This is a genomic window from Bacillus sp. Brlt_9 (genome assembly GCF_051948935.1).
In the GTDB taxonomy this organism is placed as follows: Bacteria; Bacillota; Bacilli; order Bacillales; family Bacillaceae_G; genus Bacillus_A.
In genome coordinates, this window is the sequence record NZ_JAYJLO010000002.1 from 721,118 (window position 1) to 739,706 (window position 18,589).

At 36.1% G+C, this 18,589-nt stretch carries 23 protein-coding genes and 1 riboswitch; of the genes, 15 read left to right on the top strand and 8 right to left on the bottom strand.

Going from position 1 to position 18,589, the window contains the following annotated elements; genetic code table 11:
• Positions 1–130: 130 nt before the first annotated feature.
• A riboswitch (FMN riboswitch) is annotated at positions 131–274 on the bottom strand.
• Positions 275–463: 189 nt separating this feature from the next.
• Entirely contained in the window at positions 464–670 is a 207-nt protein-coding gene (locus VF726_RS10045; RefSeq protein WP_001151582.1) for a CDGSH iron-sulfur domain-containing protein, read from the bottom strand.
• Positions 671–809: 139 nt separating this feature from the next.
• Between VF726_RS10045 and VF726_RS10050 the strand changes: the two genes are divergently transcribed.
• Positions 810–1,055 carry a DUF2552 family protein gene (locus VF726_RS10050; protein ID WP_000360810.1) on the top strand — a complete coding sequence of 82 codons (246 nt, stop codon included), beginning with the start codon at positions 810–812 and terminating at the stop codon, positions 1,053–1,055.
• 10 nt (positions 1,056–1,065) lie between these two features.
• Here the strand turns inward: VF726_RS10050 and VF726_RS10055 are convergent, their stop codons facing one another.
• On the bottom strand, positions 1,066–1,989 hold the full coding sequence (locus tag VF726_RS10055) for an alpha/beta hydrolase (protein WP_029439839.1): 924 nt from the start codon (positions 1,987–1,989) through the stop codon (positions 1,066–1,068).
• An 81-nt stretch (positions 1,990–2,070) separates the two neighbouring features.
• On the opposite strand from VF726_RS10055, the gene VF726_RS10060 reads away from it, so the two are divergent.
• Together VF726_RS10060 and VF726_RS10065 are read left to right on the top strand one after the other, a co-directional pair.
• A complete protein-coding gene (locus tag VF726_RS10060; RefSeq protein WP_440167763.1) occupies positions 2,071–2,550 on the top strand; it encodes a GNAT family N-acetyltransferase in 480 nt (159 codons plus the stop codon).
• 102 nt (positions 2,551–2,652) lie between these two features.
• A complete protein-coding gene (locus VF726_RS10065) occupies positions 2,653–3,516 on the top strand; it encodes a LacI family DNA-binding transcriptional regulator (protein WP_440167765.1) in 864 nt (287 codons plus the stop codon).
• A gap of 23 nt (positions 3,517–3,539) precedes the next feature.
• Here the strand turns inward: VF726_RS10065 and VF726_RS10070 are convergent, their stop codons facing one another.
• Together VF726_RS10070 and VF726_RS10075 are read right to left on the bottom strand one after the other, a co-directional pair.
• Entirely contained in the window at positions 3,540–4,859 is a 1,320-nt protein-coding gene (locus VF726_RS10070) for a Na+/H+ antiporter family protein (protein ID WP_000994827.1), read from the bottom strand.
• A 131-nt stretch (positions 4,860–4,990) separates the two neighbouring features.
• Entirely contained in the window at positions 4,991–5,989 is a 999-nt protein-coding gene (locus VF726_RS10075) for an alpha/beta fold hydrolase (protein ID WP_440167767.1), read from the bottom strand.
• 121 nt (positions 5,990–6,110) lie between these two features.
• Here VF726_RS10075 and VF726_RS10080 point away from each other — a divergent pair, with 121 nt between their 5' ends.
• Positions 6,111–6,563 (top strand): ribbon-helix-helix domain-containing protein, encoded by a 453-nt coding sequence (locus VF726_RS10080; RefSeq protein WP_440167769.1) that lies wholly within the window; start codon positions 6,111–6,113, stop codon positions 6,561–6,563.
• A gap of 83 nt (positions 6,564–6,646) precedes the next feature.
• Here the strand turns inward: VF726_RS10080 and VF726_RS10085 are convergent, their stop codons facing one another.
• Positions 6,647–8,236, bottom strand: coding sequence for a bifunctional metallophosphatase/5'-nucleotidase (locus VF726_RS10085; protein ID WP_440167771.1), 1,590 nt, complete (start codon positions 8,234–8,236; stop codon positions 6,647–6,649).
• Between the two features lie 201 nt (positions 8,237–8,437).
• Between VF726_RS10085 and VF726_RS10090 the strand changes: the two genes are divergently transcribed.
• The 3 genes from VF726_RS10090 to VF726_RS10100 all read left to right on the top strand — a co-directional run bounded on the left by VF726_RS10090 (position 8,438) and on the right by VF726_RS10100 (position 10,244).
• On the top strand, positions 8,438–8,701 hold the full coding sequence (locus VF726_RS10090) for a YqkE family protein (RefSeq protein WP_142286696.1): 264 nt from the start codon (positions 8,438–8,440) through the stop codon (positions 8,699–8,701).
• Between the two features lie 68 nt (positions 8,702–8,769).
• On the top strand, positions 8,770–9,294 hold the full coding sequence (locus VF726_RS10095) for a GrpB family protein (protein WP_440167773.1): 525 nt from the start codon (positions 8,770–8,772) through the stop codon (positions 9,292–9,294).
• 122 nt (positions 9,295–9,416) lie between these two features.
• Entirely contained in the window at positions 9,417–10,244 is an 828-nt protein-coding gene (locus VF726_RS10100) for an aldo/keto reductase (RefSeq protein ID WP_440167775.1), read from the top strand.
• A 29-nt stretch (positions 10,245–10,273) separates the two neighbouring features.
• Here the strand turns inward: VF726_RS10100 and VF726_RS10105 are convergent, their stop codons facing one another.
• Together VF726_RS10105 and mciZ are read right to left on the bottom strand one after the other, a co-directional pair.
• Complete coding sequence (locus tag VF726_RS10105) at positions 10,274–11,188, bottom strand: aldo/keto reductase (protein ID WP_440167777.1); 915 nt, start codon at positions 11,186–11,188, stop codon at positions 10,274–10,276.
• A gap of 53 nt (positions 11,189–11,241) precedes the next feature.
• Positions 11,242–11,370 carry a Z-ring formation inhibitor MciZ gene (gene mciZ / locus VF726_RS10110; RefSeq protein WP_000870298.1) on the bottom strand — a complete coding sequence of 43 codons (129 nt, stop codon included), beginning with the start codon at positions 11,368–11,370 and terminating at the stop codon, positions 11,242–11,244.
• A gap of 74 nt (positions 11,371–11,444) precedes the next feature.
• On the opposite strand from mciZ, the gene VF726_RS10115 reads away from it, so the two are divergent.
• Positions 11,445–11,984 carry an NUDIX domain-containing protein gene (locus tag VF726_RS10115; RefSeq protein WP_440167779.1) on the top strand — a complete coding sequence of 180 codons (540 nt, stop codon included), beginning with the start codon at positions 11,445–11,447 and terminating at the stop codon, positions 11,982–11,984.
• A gap of 25 nt (positions 11,985–12,009) precedes the next feature.
• On the opposite strand, the gene VF726_RS10120 is transcribed toward VF726_RS10115, so the two are convergent.
• Complete coding sequence (locus tag VF726_RS10120; protein WP_048530917.1) at positions 12,010–12,561, bottom strand: GNAT family N-acetyltransferase; 552 nt, start codon at positions 12,559–12,561, stop codon at positions 12,010–12,012.
• A 155-nt stretch (positions 12,562–12,716) separates the two neighbouring features.
• On the opposite strand from VF726_RS10120, the gene spoIIM reads away from it, so the two are divergent.
• The 7 genes from spoIIM to VF726_RS10155 all read left to right on the top strand — a co-directional run bounded on the left by spoIIM (position 12,717) and on the right by VF726_RS10155 (position 18,585).
• Positions 12,717–13,334, top strand: coding sequence for a stage II sporulation protein M (spoIIM, locus tag VF726_RS10125; protein ID WP_440167781.1), 618 nt, complete (start codon positions 12,717–12,719; stop codon positions 13,332–13,334).
• Between the two features lie 106 nt (positions 13,335–13,440).
• Positions 13,441–13,896: a ferric iron uptake transcriptional regulator gene (gene fur / locus VF726_RS10130; RefSeq protein WP_000392655.1), complete on the top strand. Its 456-nt coding sequence runs from the start codon at positions 13,441–13,443 to the stop codon at positions 13,894–13,896.
• Between the two features lie 103 nt (positions 13,897–13,999).
• Positions 14,000–14,230 carry a YqzK family protein gene (locus tag VF726_RS10135; RefSeq protein ID WP_001250432.1) on the top strand — a complete coding sequence of 77 codons (231 nt, stop codon included), beginning with the start codon at positions 14,000–14,002 and terminating at the stop codon, positions 14,228–14,230.
• Positions 14,231–14,236: 6 nt separating this feature from the next.
• A complete protein-coding gene (xerD, locus tag VF726_RS10140) occupies positions 14,237–15,127 on the top strand; it encodes a site-specific tyrosine recombinase XerD (protein ID WP_000390084.1) in 891 nt (296 codons plus the stop codon).
• A gap of 143 nt (positions 15,128–15,270) precedes the next feature.
• Positions 15,271–16,014 carry a FixH family protein gene (locus VF726_RS10145; protein ID WP_440167785.1) on the top strand — a complete coding sequence of 248 codons (744 nt, stop codon included), beginning with the start codon at positions 15,271–15,273 and terminating at the stop codon, positions 16,012–16,014.
• Positions 16,015–16,566: 552 nt separating this feature from the next.
• Positions 16,567–17,751 (top strand): phosphopentomutase, encoded by a 1,185-nt coding sequence (gene deoB / locus VF726_RS10150; RefSeq protein WP_440167787.1) that lies wholly within the window; start codon positions 16,567–16,569, stop codon positions 17,749–17,751.
• 12 nt (positions 17,752–17,763) lie between these two features.
• Positions 17,764–18,585 carry a purine-nucleoside phosphorylase gene (locus VF726_RS10155; protein WP_429599830.1) on the top strand — a complete coding sequence of 274 codons (822 nt, stop codon included), beginning with the start codon at positions 17,764–17,766 and terminating at the stop codon, positions 18,583–18,585.
• Positions 18,586–18,589: the final 4 nt, after the last annotated feature.

Consider the following 18,589-nt stretch of genomic DNA (forward strand, 5'->3'; position numbering starts at 1 on the left):
GTCGTCTCTTTTTATTTCAGTATAGAAAGAAAAGTATACAAAATAAAACACATATATAGATTTGAATTGAATCTATAAAAATATGCATACTGAAATAAAAGTGTATTCGCTATATAAAATTACTAGAAAACATATCCTTCTCCCATCCAGACTATACTGTCGGCCCTAGAGTTTCACTAGATCCACCGTTTTCGAGTTGAAAACGGGTCACGGACTTAGAAGTTTGCACTTCATCACCGCCGGTTGGGAATTTCACCCGACCCCGAAGGATGTTGTTTGCTCAAATTATAGCACAAAAAAGAAAAAAGGCTAGTGAAAAATATTCGAATGTGAAGAATTGTGTGAAAATATGGGTGGTCTGGCATGGAGACAAAAGTATGAGAAATGTTGTAAGGAGAAGGGGTATAGCGGAGTTGTAAAAAAGAAAAACATGCACAAAAAAATGTGCATGTCACATGTGAAATTATTCTGCTTCTGGTGCTCTAACAACAGATTCGAATTTACCTTTATGCGAAGCATCGCAATAAGGCATATTTTTTGATAAACCACAACGGCATAAAGAAAATGCCGGTTTTGCTGGGAATACATTCCCTTGTGAATCAACTAATTCCACGTCCCCTGTAACGCGAAAAGAGCCATTATCATTTACTTTAATTTGTACTTTAGCCAAAGCTATCCCTCCTTCCCAAACGCTTAATTTCATCATATAATCAAGAGAAGTACTTGACAATATCAAATGAGCACTTTCTTTGGGAGAGAAGAGAGTGTTATAATGTTTTTTATAACTGACTAGAGTAAGGTGAAGAAAGATGGATAAACAATTACGTACATTACGAAATATTGCAAATGAGCGCACGTGGGCATCATTTTTGAATGATAATCATCCATATAGTTTGTTACACTGGTCCATTGCAGGTGTAGGACAAGAGTCAAAGGATGTTTGGTTACTTCAAGATGAGGTGACATTTCAAACGACAGAATTTCCAACGTTAGATGATGCAATGCAATGGATTTCTGAAAATATGGAACAAGTTACAGACGTTTTAGCGCAATAAAAAAACAGGCTTATGCAAGCCTGTTTTTTGTTTCTTTTACATATGAGTTTAAAAATTGATCAACGGCTGCTTCGTACTCTTCTTTATTTTCGTTATAAGAGCAAGCGTGTGCGCCGTGTTCTGCAATATAAAGTTGTTTATTGTTTTCTTTTGCTTCATATAGTGCTTTCGTCATATCAGCTAAAATATAATCATCATCTTTACTATGAATAAAGAGGACGGGATTGTTAATGTTTTTTATACAATCGATTGGTGAAACTTCACGAATCGTATAACCGTCACGCACTTTCAAAAAAGCATTTGCTAAAGGTAATAAAGGCCATTTAGGTAAATGGAATTCAACCTTTAAACGGTGTTGTAATTGCCCGTAGAAATCAGAGAAAGGACAATCTGCAATATAGAAATCAGCACCATCTTCTACAAGTCCTGCGTATTGAAGAAGTGTTGCAGCTCCCATAGATTCACCATGAATACCGAGTGTTATATTTGTTCCAAAACGACTTTTTAGCCAGTCAACTACGGATTTTAAATCATGTTTTTCATAGTATCCATAGCTTGTTGTTTTTCCGCCAGTTTTACCATGACGACGATGATCGTAAATAACGACATTATACCCTCTGTTTAAAAATAACCTTGCATATTTTACAGAGTTCATTTTATTTACAGTTACACCGTGACAGAAAACCATAAATTTGTTGGAATGGCCAGCAGGAATGTAATATCCATGAAGATCATATCCGAATTGCGAAGGAATATGAATTTCTTCTTTATGAAGAGCATCAAAATCTTCTATACGAAAATGTTTTTTCGTTTCTCTTTCGAGTACTTCTTCCTCTGTTTTTTTCTTTAAGTACATCACTTTATTTGTAAAGAAAATCCCAAGGGCAGTTATTGCACCTAGTATAGTAAACAATGCTGCAAAAAAACGTTTCATACTTTACCTCATCCTCCAAATACCGTTACATGTGATACACTTACATTGTATCACAATGATAGAAAAGGGGAGAAATAGGAAATGGTGTATATACAAAAAATTACGCCATCGATGAAAGAAACAATCCGAATGTTCATGTGTGAGAACTGGGGGAGTTCATTGATGGTTTCACGTGGTAAGGGGCATCAGTTAGAAGAGTTGCCCGGATTTGTTGCGCTCTCTGATGACAGAATAATCGGAATTATAACGTATGAAGTGATCGGAAATACGTGCGAAATTGTATCGTTAGATAGCTTTGAAGAAAGAAAAGGAATAGGGACAAAACTTGTAGATTGTGTATTAAAAATGGCAGAAGAAGAGCGGTGCGTTCGGGTTTGGCTTATTACAACGAATGATAATATGAATGCGTTGCGTTTTTACCAAAAACGTAATTTTTTGATGACAAATTTATATGTGAATGCTGTGGAAGAGGCACGAAAAATAAAGAAAGAAATTCCGCGTATTGGATATGATAATATCCCGATTTTACATGAAATTCAATTAGAATATAGTTTAGTGTAATGATGTAACAATTTTCAGAAATATAAGTCATTAACCTTGACGAATATTGTAATTTAGGTTACCGTAAAATTGTAATCTATTACCATATTAAGGGGTGACGATGTGGCAACTATACGTGATGTTGCAAAATTGGCAGGTGTTTCAGTCGCAACCGTTTCACGAGTTATTAATGAAAAAGGATACGTTCATGAGGACACAGTAAAACAAGTAAAGGAAGCAATTGAGGAATTACGTTATAGGCCAAATAGTACAGCAAAGCCATTATTTAAAGAGAATTCAACGATAATTGCATTACTTGTAGATAATTTATATGAACCATCAAACATCACTTTGCTACATTGTATTGAGGAAATAGCATATAAAGAAGGATATCAAACCATTATTTGTAATATAGAGAATAAAGATAGATACATACATATGTTGAAGGAAAATAACGTTGCAGGTGTTATTTTGACAAGATCCGTTTTTAAAAGTATAGGAGAAATGCCACTTCCGTTTGTTGCGATTGATGAAAAAAAATCCGATGCAAATTATTATGAAAGTGGACAAAGAGCGGTTTCTTTATTAAAGGAAAAAGGCTGTCACTTTCTTGCTTATTTCGGTGAGGGAGAAGATAGCGAAGAAATGGAAGAGCACGTATCAGGATTTCTAGACGCTGTTTGGGAGGAAGGAATATCTTATCGAGAAGTATGTGTACAAGGGTATACGAATAAACAGTTTATTACATTATTGCAAACTTATCCGTATATAGATGGAATTGTAACTTCAAGTGATAAGATTACTTTTGAGTTAATTCGAGCAGCGAAAAATTTAAATATATCTATACCGGATAAATTGCAAATTATTGGGCTGAACGGGAGTATAGATAGTGAGTGGATAGGTCCGTCATTCCTGCAAATTGAAAGTTGTGTCGAAGAAAACGGGAAAATAGCGTTGCAACAATTAAAACGGAAAATAAAAAAGTAAAAGGTGCGTATAAAACGCACCTTTTATAATGTAATAGCGGCAATAAAGCCGAATATAAGTAACGGTATATTATAATGCAGAAAAGTTGGTACACATGTATCCCATATATGATGATGTTGACCATCAGCATTTAAACCGGATGTTGGTCCAAGTGTACTATCTGAAGCTGGAGATCCTGCATCGCCTAGCGCTCCGGCTGTACCGATAATTGCAATCGTGGCCATTGGACTAAATCCAAGCTGCATGCAAAGAGGGACAAAAATTGTTGTTAAAATAGGGATGGTTGAAAAGGATGAACCAATTCCCATCGTAACGAGAAGTCCAATCACAAGCATAAGGAATGCAGCGAGCGGTTTATTATTTCCAATTATATGTGCACTTGTTTGTACAAGAGATTCAACATGTCCTGTTTTTCGAAGGACAGCGCCAAATCCAGCGGCTGCGATCATAACAAAACCGATAAAGGACATCATGCGCATTCCGCTTGTTAATATCGCATCTGCTTCTTTGAGAGGTAGACTACCACTTACTGATAAGACGATAATCCCCGCTAAAGCACCGAAAATCATTGATTCTGTTGCTAATTGAACAGTTAATGTAGCGATGATAGATAATAATCCGAAAGTAATGCTGCGTTTTGTATAGGGAACGATCTCATTTGCGGTAGTATGAATTTGTTCTGTTTCATACGTACGAGGTTTCCGGTACGTAATGAATACCGCTACACATAATCCGATAATCATACCGATTGCTGGAATAGTCATTGCTTTTGGAATAAGTGCGACATCAAATGTAAGACCGCTTTGCGCAGCATTTGTTTGCAATACGTCATGATAAATTTTTCCGAATCCTGCTGGAATCCACATATAAGGAGTAATCAATCCGAATGTAATAATACATGTAACAAGTCTACGATCCACTTTCAGCTCATTTAATACTTTTAAAAGTGCTGGAATTAAGATGGGGATGAAAGCGATATGAACAGGAATCACATTTTGTGAGAAACAAGCCATCGTTAAAATGATGAATAGAATAAGTATTTTAGAATAAACTTGTTTTTTCGTGTCTTGTTCATTGCCAATCCATTTTAATGCAGTTTGAATCATGGCATCTGGAAGTCCTGTTTTGGACAGGGAAATAGCGAAACCGCCAAGCATTGCATAACTTAAAGCGATTGGAGCACTGTTTCCAAGACCGGTTGTAAAAGTGTTAATAGTTTCTGAAATACCGAGTCCGCCGATAATTCCGCCTGTTAAAGCTCCAACAATGATGGCGACAATGACCTGGACACGTAACAAACTAAGCAATAGCATAACTGCTACTGCGACGAGTACAGCATTCATAATAAATGTAATCTCCCTAAAATTTTATTGTGTTAAGGCAAGTAAATATGAAGCGCCTTGCTATATTTATACATAGTTGCGACATATTATTATAAATTGTTTTCTATGAAATGTAAAAGAGCCTTTTATTACTAATGCTGAAAGGCTAGCTCTTGTTTAATTGATTGTAAAGATTGAGTGAATAATTCGGGTTCTTCTAAATCGGGAGAATGTGCTGAATTTGGGAACCAAATCATCTTTTTTATGGGCGCTTCTATCACATCACAATATTCCTGAACGAGTGCATAAGGAGTTTGATAATCATAGCGACCAGAACAAAAATAAACCGGGATAGATAAACTTGAAATAGAAGAAAAGAAATCGATTGTTAGCATTTCTTCCCATAAACCGCCAGATTTAAAATTTCCTGCGAGAAACTTGAACCAATCTAATAGCGTATATTCGGGAGAAAAGAAGCCTTTTCGTATGAAAGAAAAGGAAGATCCATTTTGGATTGCTCCTCCGAATGTACCAAGCCACTTTCTTTGAATAATGAGACGTCTCGTATCTAAAAATGGTGGTTTTCCTAATTTTAAAAGAGAAGCTAATGCCTTTTTATGATCATGTTTTTTGGCAGAACGAATTAAATGCTGATATAGCAATTCTTCGTTTTGTTTCATATGTACAATCTGTCCAATACCGATGTAAGCCTCGATATACTGTGGATATTGATGTGCTATGTTAAGCCCAATAATGCTTCCCCAAGAATGACCAGCCAGAAATAGTTTCTGTTTATTGAACTTTTTAAGTACATATTGAATCACTTCTTTTGTATCGGACACGAATTGTTCGATTGTAAAATTTGCTCCGAAATCTTTCAGTGAAAAGGATTTACCAGCCCCGCGCTGATCCCAATTAATTACAATGAAGTGTTTCTCCAATTCTTTTTGAAAATGTCGAATAAATCCAATTTGTGCCATTCCCGGTCCGCCATGACAGCATAATAAAATAGGCTGTTCTACGTTTTGCCCGCGCATAAGGAGAGTTTGTTTTCGATCATTAATTATAACGCTTTCCATCGTAGCAATACTATTAGGAATGATTTGTTTATTTTCATTATAAAACTGTGGGGTATAGCTACGAAAAAGCATATTGAAAACCTCCTTTTCTGAAATCGTATGAATCGCACAGGCTATTCGTTTTGCATATACTGTTAGAAAATCATTGTAACATACCATACTAGTGTCATTTCAACACGGGAGGAGGGAAATTGTGACGATTGGAGAAATTATAGATTGTTTAAACAGACGTGAATCCATCGCTATTATAGCAAAACGTCTTGAAATAAGCCCGTATACATTATCGAAGAAACTAAGAGTAATTGGATACGAATATGATGGAGAACAGAAGAAACGTATATTTGTAGGAGATGGAGAAGAACCACGTCACTTACAACTCCAAGAAGCGACAGCCCTTCAATATGCGACAATAGATTATCAATTATTAATTTATGAGCAATTACAAAGTATTTATGAGTTGTTAAGAAAGAGAGAAGAAGTAATTGCGCCCATTATGAGTATAAGTACAGAGAAGAAGAAACGTACCTTTTCTATTAATCAAGAAATATTAGCAAAACTAGACGTTTTATCAGAATCGAAAGGAATTCAAAAATCTAAACTTGTAGAAGAGGCGCTACAACAATTTTTACAACAATATGACTTTTAATAACTAAAGAAAAGGATACTATGTTCATTGTAAGAACGAGTATCCTTTATAATAAAAAGCTGGATGGCATACTAGGGAACTACTTAATTTACCTTTTGAATTCTTCCATCAATAACGGGCTGAATTGGTTCCTTTAAATGTTTTACGTAATCGACTAGCGCTTCAAAGTCGTTTGGACCAGTTTCTGCATTTTTCCCATTTTTAAATGATACGAATCCGTCACCGCCAGAAGCTAAGAAGGCATTTGCAACTACGCTATACGTTTTAGATGGAGATAATTCTTCTCCGTTTGTTAAACGTATATTTGTAACTTTTTCACCGTTTGGCTTATTGGCATCCCACGTATATTGAATACCTGAAATTTGAAGCATGCGCGTCGTACCTTTTTGCCACTGTTGATTTAAAATGTCTCGAATATCTTGGCCTGTTAAATTTACTTTAATTAATTGGTTTCCGAAAGGTTGAATGCCGTATAATTCGCCCCATGTAATATCGCCAGCATCTAAGTCATTTCGAATGCCACCAGGGTTCATAAGTGCGATTTGAGCTTGCATCGTTTGACGCTGTGCATCAGCAATTACATTCCCAAGAGTAGATTCACCAGCATCATTTTGTTTACGGTCAATAGCTGCTGTGGATTTACCTACCACTTCATTTACAAGTGGTGCGATTTTTTCTTTATATTGTTCTATTTTTTGTTTTACTTGTTTATCAGGTTCCACACCTTCATGATATGTTGTAATGACTTCAGCCTTTTTCTTTACAATATCTTTTGTTTTACGGTCAATTGTTACATCTACGTCTGAGAAAGCTGTTCCGTAAGAGTTCGCTTGGACGATTAGTTTATTATTTACAGTACCATTTACATATGTGTGACTATGTCCACCGAAAATAACGTCAACTTCCGGATCTGTTTCATTTGCAATTCGAGTAAGGTCGCCATTTGTCACGCCAGACTCATCAGTTGTTCCGCCGACATGGGCAAGGACGACGATGGATTTAACACCAAGACGCTTTAATTGTTGCGTTGATTTATTAATTGCTTCTACCTCGTCAGTGATCTGTACATTTTTAAGCATAGTAGGCATCACGACATTTGGTGTATCAGTTGTAACAACGCCAATGAATCCTACAGGAACACCATCTACCATTTTTACAGTAAATGGTGGTAAAAATAAGCGGCCAGTTGATTTGTTATAGAAGTTTGCAGCGACATAAGGGAAGTTTGCGCCTTTGAAATTGCCTGTTTTCTCATGAAATCCACCGTAAATGAGACGTTTCATTTCATCAATACCTTCATCAAACTCGTGATTTCCGATTGTACCAACATCAAATTTTAAGTCATTTAAAAATTCAATCGTAGGTTCGTCTTGTAACAACGCTGAAACTGGTGGACTAGCTCCGACAATATCGCCAGCATGTACGAGAAGTGTATTCGGGTTTTGCTGTTTACGTTCTTTTAAATAAGTAGCTAAGTAATCAGCGCCACCAGCTTCTTTGTTATTAATTTTTTTAACAGTATCTAGTTGTCCATGGAAATCATTAATACCAAGCATTTGTACGTCTATGTAGCGGTTTTGTTCAGCTGGAGTCTGGGATGGGGGAGCGGCAAATACGGTTGAAAAAGTAATGGTGCTTAAAACGGCAACAGCAGGAATGATTTTTTTCCACATAATTGATTTCTCCTTTTTTTATAATCTGACATCATACGACATAATTTTAATAGATTCATAGGATTATATCTATATAAAAAATTAGTTTTTTCGAAAAATTAACATATTTACAAAAGGTGAATAATAGAGTAAAGAACCTTTTTTATTGTCGAGTTCATTGTGTATCTACTATAATGGAGGAAAAAGTAAAAGGTGAGTAGTATGAAGAAAAAGAAACAAAGACAAATGCAAAGACAATCGCAAGTGAATAAACAAGAGAAAGAGTCGCTTACATTAGGTGATCAATTAAATGATTCACTCATGCAGCAATTAAAGAATAAGAAGAAAGAATTGCAAGTGAGAGAAGAAGAAAAAGAGGCAGCTGAACTGGAAAGAAAGCGCCAAGAACAAAAAGAACGTGAAAAGAATAAATCATTTGAAGAACTGTTAAGTGAAAGTAGCCTTACTTGGAAAGACTTTAAATAATACAAAAAATGATCAGTGAATAGCACTGATCATTTTTTTGACGAGCTTGTAAGAAAAGGGGAGTTTACATGAGGAAAATTGTAGTTGTTCCGCATGAAAATCATTGGAACGAAAAATTTCAAATGGAGGCCGAAAGATTAAAAGCGGCGATGCCAGAAAATGTGAAAGTACATCATATTGGAAGTACGTCAGTGCCAGGACTGGCAGCGAAACCAATTATAGATATGATTATGGAAGTAGAGAGTATCGATAGAGTAGATAGGTGGAATGAACGTTTTATAGAGCTTGGTTATATCGCAAAAGGGGAAAACGGTATTTCAAGACGTCGTTATTTTATTCATGGAACTGAGGAAAAACGCTCGTATCACTTACACGTGTTTGAAAGAGGAAATCCTGAAATAGTAAGGCATTTAGCATTTCGTGATTATATGATGGCTCATTGTGAGGAAGCTGAGGCATATGCAACCTTAAAGAAAGAATTAGCTGAAAAGTATACATATGATGGTACGTTATATTCGGAAGGGAAAACTGAGTTTGTACGTAATGTTGATGAAAAAGCGAAAAAATGGAGAGAAGGAAATCCGAATAATTGAGTTCACGTTTTAGTGTATAAAATTATTATGTAAACTGTACATATGTTTTGACTTTTTAGTTGAATCTTGTTCAAATAAAGTGGTGGCTTATAAAAAAATGTAAGAATGAAAGGGAGACGACTGTGCACATTCCAACAACTACACTTCATAATGGCGTAAAAATGCCGATGATTGGTCTAGGCGTTTATAAAGCGAAAGAAGGCGACGAAGTAAAACAAGCAGTAAAAACAGCGTTAGAAGTTGGGTACCGTTCGATTGATACAGCAACTGTATATGAAAATGAAAGCGGTGTCGGAGAGGCGGTTCGTGAATCAGGGATTCCAAGAGAAGATATATTTATTACAACGAAAGTTTGGAACGACGATCAAGGATACGAGGAAACACTTGCGGCGTTTGAAAAAAGCTTAAAGAAATTACAAATGGACTATGTAGATTTATATTTAATACATTGGCCAATAAGAGGGAAGTATGTCGATACGTACCGAGCGTTAGAAAAACTGTATGAAGAAGGTAAAGTGCGTGCAATTGGTGTTTCTAATTTTCATAAACATCACTTAGAACTATTATTACCAAATTGCAAGGTGAAGCCGATGGTAAACCAAGTGGAACTTCATCCGATGTTAGCGCAATTTGAATTGTGTAATTTCTGTCAAGGTGAGCAAATTCAAATGGAAGCATGGAGCCCATTAATGAGGGGCGGGGAAGTATTCGAGCACCCGATTATTCAGGCCATTGCTACTAAATATGATAAAACACCTGCGCAAGTTATATTAAGATGGGATATTCAAAGCGGGGTAGTAACGATTCCTAAATCTGTTACACCATCTCGCATTAAGGAGAATTTTACTATCTTTGATTTTTCACTAACGGAAGAAGAGATGACTCAAATTAATACGTTAAATCGTAATTTACATGTAGGAACGAATCCTGATAAATATGATACGCTATAAAAAGACGCTACCAGTATGGTAGCGTCTTTTTAACGATGTAAAGCGTAGGTATCACATTTAGCAATTTGCTGAATGTGTATATATTCTGCTGCTGTTAGCTCTACTTGTGTGCTAGCCTGTACATTTTCTTGCAATTGCTCAATAGAGCTTGCACCAGGTATAACAGCTGCAACAGTTTCGTTATGTAAGCAATATTGAATAGCTGTTCCAGTTAAGGAGTTTTCTTTTGTTATTTCTTTTACACCCGAGAGTGTCGCATATAATTCATCGTAAGAATAAGAAAGGTAATCCTTTTCTTTTACTCTTTCTATCTTTCTTGCATTATTGTCAGTTAAAATTCCTTTTGCGAGTGGTCCACGAGCAATGACGCTAATTTGATGTTCATTTAGAAGTGGGAACCATTCTTCGGGGCGACGATTTAAAAGGCTATATTCCATAAGTACACTAACGATATTTGAACGTTTTGCATACTCACGGATGACATTTGGACGTATAGAAGAAATACCGTAATGACGAATGATCCCTTCTTTTTTTAATTCTTCAAAGGCTTCAATTGTTTCATCTATAGGATCTTCAATCGTTCCACCGTGAAGTTGATATAAATCAATATAATCGGTTTGAAGTCTACGTAAACTTTCTTTCACTTCAGCTTTTATGTAATTTTTTGAAGGATCCCAAGACCAGCCGTTTTTTTCTTCTGTCCATCGATTTCCAACCTTCGTTGTAAGAACAATTTGATCTCGTTTCCCTTTTAATGCTTTTCCAACAAATTCTTCGTTTAATCCATAATCATATAAATCCGCTGTATCAAAAAAATTGATTCCTAAATCGATTGCTTCATCGATAATACGCATAGCTTCTGCTTCAGATGTACCGAGAGACATACAGCCAAATCCCATTTCTGTCACAAATAAATCTGAGTTTCCTAATTGACGTTTTTTCATAAGTCAACCTCCTTACTCTTATTGTACGAAAGGGAAAAGAGGTTGACAAACTTTTACTTTTTACTAGCTGTAATCCACTCTTGTACAGTTGTATACTCTTTGCCATATTGTTTTAGCTTATGGCGAATTTGCCATGCTTTTCCGACTAAAGTGACGCGATTTGGTAAAATATAAACTTTCATTTCTATCACGCTCCTTTCAATGTGGTAAAATGTATGAGGAAAGAATAGGAAATAGAACAGGGAGATGAAGTAGTATGAGTAATCTTGCAGAGAGAACAGTAAAAACTGAACCGATTTTTGATGGTAGGGTTATAAAAGTTCGTGTTGATGATGTAGTATTACCAAATGGAGCAATGAGTAAACGTGAAATTGTAAATCACCCTGGTGCAGTTGCTATTATTGCTATTACTGATGAGGGGAAAATCGTGCTTGTTGAGCAGTATCGTAAAGCGCTTGAAAAGGCGATCATAGAAATTCCGGCCGGCAAGTTAGAACCTGGTGAAAAACCTGAAGTGACAGCAGTTCGTGAATTAGAAGAGGAAACGGGATATGTATGTAAAAATATGGAGCTTATTACTTCTTTCTATACATCTCCAGGATTTGCAGATGAAATTTTATATGTATATAAAGCGACAGGTTTGACGAAGAAAGAAAATAAAGCTGCGTTAGATGAAGATGAGTTTGTGGAATTGATGGAAGTATCGTTAGAAGAAGCGATTACTCTTATGAAAGATCTTCGTATTCATGATGCGAAGACGATGTTTGCAGTACAATATTTACAACTACAAAAATAAACACTCGCCAAAGGCGAGTGTTTTTTTAATTGATTTTTGCGTATACGCGTGCATCACGTAAGCTACCATCTGGTGCTATGAAATCATTTTCCATTGTACCTTCTAGAATGAATTCTAAACGTTCTGCTAGGTTACATGCATTTGTATTTGTTGCATCAACACGAATTTCAACTCTTCTAGCACTTAGCTTATCAAAGGCAAATTGAATAGCGCCTTTAATCGCTTCAGTCATATAGCCTTGTTTTGTATAAGCGCTATGCAGCCAGAAATGAAGTGAAAACTTTGGAATATCCCAGTTTTCAGGCTTGAGCGTTATAGCTCCGATGAATGTACCTGATACTTTATCGTATAAGTGAAAATCAAGTGTTTCACGAAGTAAAAACTGTCCATGAGCGTTACGAACGATTTCTTCAGCACTTTCTTCTGTTTCAGCGTTAATTGGCATCCACGGTACTAAGTCTTCTAGAGAAGCTTGGATTGCTTCATACACTTCTGCACCATCACCTGGAAATGGCTTACGAACTTGTAAGCGTTCAGTTTGAAATAATGTTGGAAAATCTAATAATAATGGTTTCAAGAGAAATCCCTCCTATTCTCTACTTTTTAGTTTAGCAAAGTAGAGCGGAATTTCAATGTTAATTCGTCATACTTTTTTCTTTCTTTCATACATTTTTAGTAAGAGTGTGAACGGAGGGAAGAAAAATGTGGCGAAAAACTTGGCAAGACCGCGTAATGTCTCACATACAGGAAAACTCTTCATTATATATATTTAATGCTGTTTTATTATTGATGGGAGTCATATTTGGGGCGATACTTGTAAATAGTTTACAAGTAAATCAAAAACAAGATTTATCATTTTATTTACAACGTTTTTTTGGACAAGTTTCTAAAGGAGAATTTGCTATTGCAAGCGAAATGTTTCGAGAAAGTTACTTTTCGCAATTAAAATACATTGGATTTATTTGGATTTTGGGGATTTCAATTATTGGATTGCCACTTATTTTTATTTTATTGTTTGTAAAAGGAGTAGTTGTCGGCTTTACAGTAGGTTTTTTAGTAAGTCAGCATGGATGGAATGGATTATTATTAGCATTTGTTTCTGTATTGCCGCAAAATCTCATTATTATTCCAGTATTTCTCGTTATGACAACAATTGCGGCAAGCTTTTCCTTACGCATGATTAGGCACCAATTTATCCGGAAAATAACCGAGCCACTATTACCGTTATTAATTCGTTACACATGCTTCTTTCTTGTCATTGGAGCGGTGCTAGCTCTTGCTTCTAGTGTAGAAGCTTATGCATCACCAGTTTTAATGAAAGAAGTCGTTGAGGCTATTAATAAACAATAAATACTTTATGAGAATAATTATCAATTTGTTTTTATTGTTTTTCTTTTGACAGAAGCCCTTCTTCTGATATAATGGTGTAAGAGTGGCGAGGAGGGAGTAGTACCGAATGGAAGAAAGAATTGAACGAATTAAGAAGCAATTACATGCAGCGAGCTACAAGTTAACACCGCAACGTGAAGCAACAGTTCGTGTGCTGCTAGAAAATGAAGAAGATCATTTAAGCGCAGAAGATGTTTACCTCCTTGTAAAAGAAAAGTCGCCAGAGATCGGATTAGCAACCGTCTATCGAACTTTAGAACTATTATCTGAGTTAAAAGTTGTCGATAAGATTAACTTCGGAGACGGTGTTTCACGCTATGACTTACGCCAAGAAGGTGCGCAGCGTTTCCACCATCATTTGATTTGTACACAATGTGGTGCTGTACAAGAAATACAAGAAGATTTACTTGGTGAAGTGGAAAGGAAAGTAGAACATGACTGGAGCTTTAAGGTGAAGGATCATCGTTTAACATTCCATGGGATTTGTAAAAATTGTCAAGAAAATGAAACGGATGAAAAATAACCTTTTCCTATTTAACTAGGAAGAGGTTTTTTATTTGAATAAGGTATAAATTGGTGAAAGCTTGGCATATGTTGTAATAACTTATATTTTGGAGGAATTTACAATGCGCCGAGCTTTAAAATTAACTTTTGATGGAATAAAAGTATTTTTATTATTTACAAGTTGTACGATTTTGTTTTATTTCGCTATACTATGGATAAATGAAGAATATGAAAGCTATCATCGTTATGAAAAGCCAAAAGAAGAGACTGTAGAAAAAGTATCAGGGAATGAAGAGCCGGCAAAGGATGCTTTCGTAAATAGAATGATGTTTTTCTATGAAAATGGGGAGTAGTGTAGATTGGAAGATCAATTAAAAGATTTTATTCATTATATGGTTGTCGAAAAAGGGCTAGCGAAAAATACAGTAGTATCTTATGAACGTGATTTGAAAAGTTATGTAAAGTATTTGCAAAATGTAGAACAAGCGAAAAGCTTTCATGAAGTGACACGCTTACACATTGTTAACTTTCTGCAGCACTTAAAAGAAAACGGAAAATCTTCGAAAACATTAGCACGTCATATTGCATCGATTCGTTCGTTTCACCAATTTTTACTTCGTGAACGAGCGGTAGAGCACGATCCATCCGTACATATTGAGACGCCTCAAGGAGAACGAAAATTACCGAAAGTATTATCAGTCGATGAAGTAGAAGCATTACTTCAGACACCGAAAATGACGAGTGCTTTTGGGGTTCGTGATAAAGCGATGCTAGAGTTACTGTATGCAACAGGACTTCGTGTTTCGGAATTAATTGCCTTAAATTTAGAAGATGTCCATTTAACGATGGGGTTCGTTCGTTGCATAGGGAAAGGGAATAAAGAAAGAATTATTCCACTAGGAAGTTTAGCGACGGAAGCAATTCAAAAGTATATTGAAAAGGGAAGAAGAGAATTGATGGGTAAAAAAGTAGTAGATGCACTCTTTTTAAACCATCATGGGAATCGATTATCAAGACAAGGTTTTTGGAAAATTTTAAAGCGATTAGCGAAAGAAGCAAATATTGAAAAAGAGCTTACACCTCATACGTTGCGCCATTCTTTTGCTACACATTTATTAGAAAATGGAGCAGACTTGCGTGCTGTGCAAGAAATGCTTGGACATGCAGATATTTCAACGACACAAATTTATACGCATGTTTCAAAAACTAGATTAAAAGATGTATATAAACAGTTTCATCCGAGAGCATAGTTACTATGCTCTTTTTTCATAGATTCAAAAGGATATAGTATTTCACAGAAACTTCACAAACATTTCGTACATTGTTTTCAGCGGAAGACTAGAATATTACAATGCATTTCCTCTATACTAAATAAAGTATGAAGGAGGAAATGATGATGAAAAAACTTATTATGACTTTATTTATCGCGATGCTAGCATTGGCTGGCTGTAATACAAACAAAGAAGAACCGAAAAAAGAACAGAAACTGGAAGCTGTAAAAGTAGCAGTTCAAACAAATCCGAAAGAAATTAAACCTGGTGAAAAAACAGAAGTACAAGCACTTGTTACGCAAGGAAAAGAAAAAGTAACGGATGCTGATGATGTAAAGTTTGAAATTTGGAAAGCTGGCGACGAAAAGCACGAGATGTTAGATGGTAAGCATAAAGGAAAAGGTGTTTATGCTGTCGAGAAAACGTTCGAGACGGATGGAGTATACCATATTATCGCTCACACAAATGCACGTGAAATGCATGTTATGCCAGAAGTAAAAGTGGCTGTAGGGAATGCGAAAGTAGAAGATGCGAAAAAAGAAAATGGTGATCACGGTGCAGGACATGGCGATCATAAAAGTGATACAATGATCCACCTTATGGCTGGTGATATAAAAGCAAATGCGGAATCAACAATGAAAGTTCATTTAAAACAAAAAGAAGAAGCGTTAACTGGTGCTGAAGTACAACTTGAGATTTGGAAAGATGGTGTTGAAAAACACGAATTTATTCCAGCGAAAGAAGGAAATAAAGGGGAGTATGAAACGAAACATACTTTCAAAGAAAACGGTTCTTACAAAGTGAAAGTTCATGTTAGAAAAGGCGAACTGCATGAACATAAAGAAGAAACAGTAGAAGTAAAATAAAAAAGTAGCTCTTTAGAGCTGCTTTTTTATTTTTATCCCGCTTTAATGGGCAGTAAGACCCCCACCTCAAAATGCAGCGAAAGCAAAGAAGTTAGGTGGGGATCAACTGCCCCTAAAAGTCCGATTGGTGAGGACTGATAATCAGTGGGGATGAAGAAAACCCTACTGATTAAAGTTTCACTTTATCTCGTTATTTGCGGAGAGATTAAAAGTTCATTTTATATGAATAAATAAATCACAAAATCATTAGCACTTCTTTGCAGAATGGATTACAATAGAAGTGTGAAGAAAATGAGAAATTCTACGAAAATGTATTAAAAAGAAAGCGTAAACATGTTATGATATCAGTATCAGATGTCTGACATCTGACTTAGAAAAAACTAGAAATGTTTTTGAGTCGTTTCAAAGTAAACGAAATAGGTTAGAAAATCATTTAAAGAAGTACTGTTTGATAATGAGAACGAAAGATAATTCTTATGGAGAACAGTTTCACTTTATAGCGTTTTGAACATACTACAAGAAGTAGAACTGAACTTATAGGAGGTCGCAGTTATGAATAAATATAAACGTATATTCCTAGTCGTAATGGACTCTGTTGGAATCGGTGAAGCACCAGATGCTGAACAATTTGGTGATTTAGGATCTGACACAATTGGTCACATTGCTGAACATATGAATGGGTTACAAATGCCTAACATGGTGAAATTAGGTCTTGGTAACATTCGTGAAATGAAAGGTATCTCTAAAGTAGAAAAACCACTTGGATATTATACAAAAATGCAAGAGAAATCTACTGGTAAAGATACAATGACAGGTCACTGGGAAATTATGGGCCTTTACATTGATACACCATTCCAAGTGTTCCCTGAAGGATTCCCGAAAGAATTACTTGATGAATTAGAAGAAAAAACAGGCCGTAAAATTATCGGTAATAAACCAGCTTCTGGAACTGAGATTCTTGATGAACTTGGTCAAGAACAAATGGAAACAGGTTCTTTAATCGTTTACACTTCTGCTGATAGCGTTCTGCAAATCGCAGCACACGAAGAAGTAGTCCCGCTTGATGAATTATATAAAATTTGTAAAATTGCACGTGAATTAACGTTAGACGAGAAGTACATGGTAGGCCGTGTTATCGCTCGTCCATTCGTTGGTGAGCCTGGAAACTTTACTCGTACACCGAATCGTCATGACTATGCATTAAAACCATTCGGCCGTACAGTAATGAATGAATTAAAAGATAGTGATTATGATGTGATTGCTATCGGTAAAATCTCTGACATCTATGATGGTGAAGGGGTAACTGAATCGCTTCGTACGAAGTCGAACATGGATGGAATGGATAAGCTTGTAGATACATTAAATATGGACTTTACAGGTCTTAGCTTCTTGAACTTAGTTGACTTTGATGCATTATTCGGTCACCGCCGTGACCCACAAGGATACGGAGAAGCATTGCAAGAGTATGATGCACGTCTTCCAGAAGTATTCGAAAAACTAAAAGAAGATGATTTATTATTAATTACAGCAGACCACGGTAACGATCCAGTACATCCTGGTACTGACCATACACGTGAATATGTACCGTTATTAGCATATAGCCCAAGCATGAAAGAAGGCGGACAAGAATTACCACTTCGTCAAACATTTGCTGATATTGGTGCAACGGTAGCAGAGAACTTCGGTGTAAAAATGCCAGAATACGGAACAAGCTTCTTAAACGAGCTAAAGAAATAGGGGGATAAACAAATGAATCGTGAACTTATTACAAAATCAGCTTCATACTTACAAGAGAAATTTCAAGAGAAACCACAAGTAGGACTAATCCTTGGATCTGGACTAGGTGTATTAGCAGATGAAATCGAGAACGCAGTAACAGTACCTTACAGTGAAATCCCTGAATTCCCAGTATCAACTGTAGAAGGTCATGCAGGCCAATTAGTATTCGGTACACTTCAAGGTGTAACAGTAGTAGCAATGCAAGGACGTTTCCACTTCTATGAAGGATATGACATGCAAAAAGTAACATTCCCAGTTCGTGTTATGAAGGAACTAGGTGTAGAAACAGTTGTTGTAACAAATGCAGCTGGTGGTGTAAATACATCATTCGAACCAGGCGATCTTATGTTAATTTCAGATCACATTAACTTCATGGGTACAAATCCATTAATCGGACCAAATGATTCTGAAATGGGTGTACGCTTCCCTGATATGTCTACATCATATACAGTAGAGCTTCGCGAAATGGCGAAACAAGTTGCAGCGGACTTAAATATTAAAGTACAAGAAGGTGTATACGTTGGAATGACAGGTCCTGTATACGAAACCCCTGCTGAAATTCGTATGCTTCGTACACTTGGCGGAGATGCAGTTGGTATGTCAACAGTACCTGAAGTAATTGTAGCGCGTCATGCTGGTATGAAAGTACTTGGTATTTCTTGTATTTCAAATATGGCAGCTGGTATTTTAGATCAACCGCTTCACCACGATGAAGTAATCGAAACGACAGAACGTGTTAAAGCTAATTTCTTAGCATTAGTAAAAGCAATCGTAAAACAAATGAAGGGGTGACCTC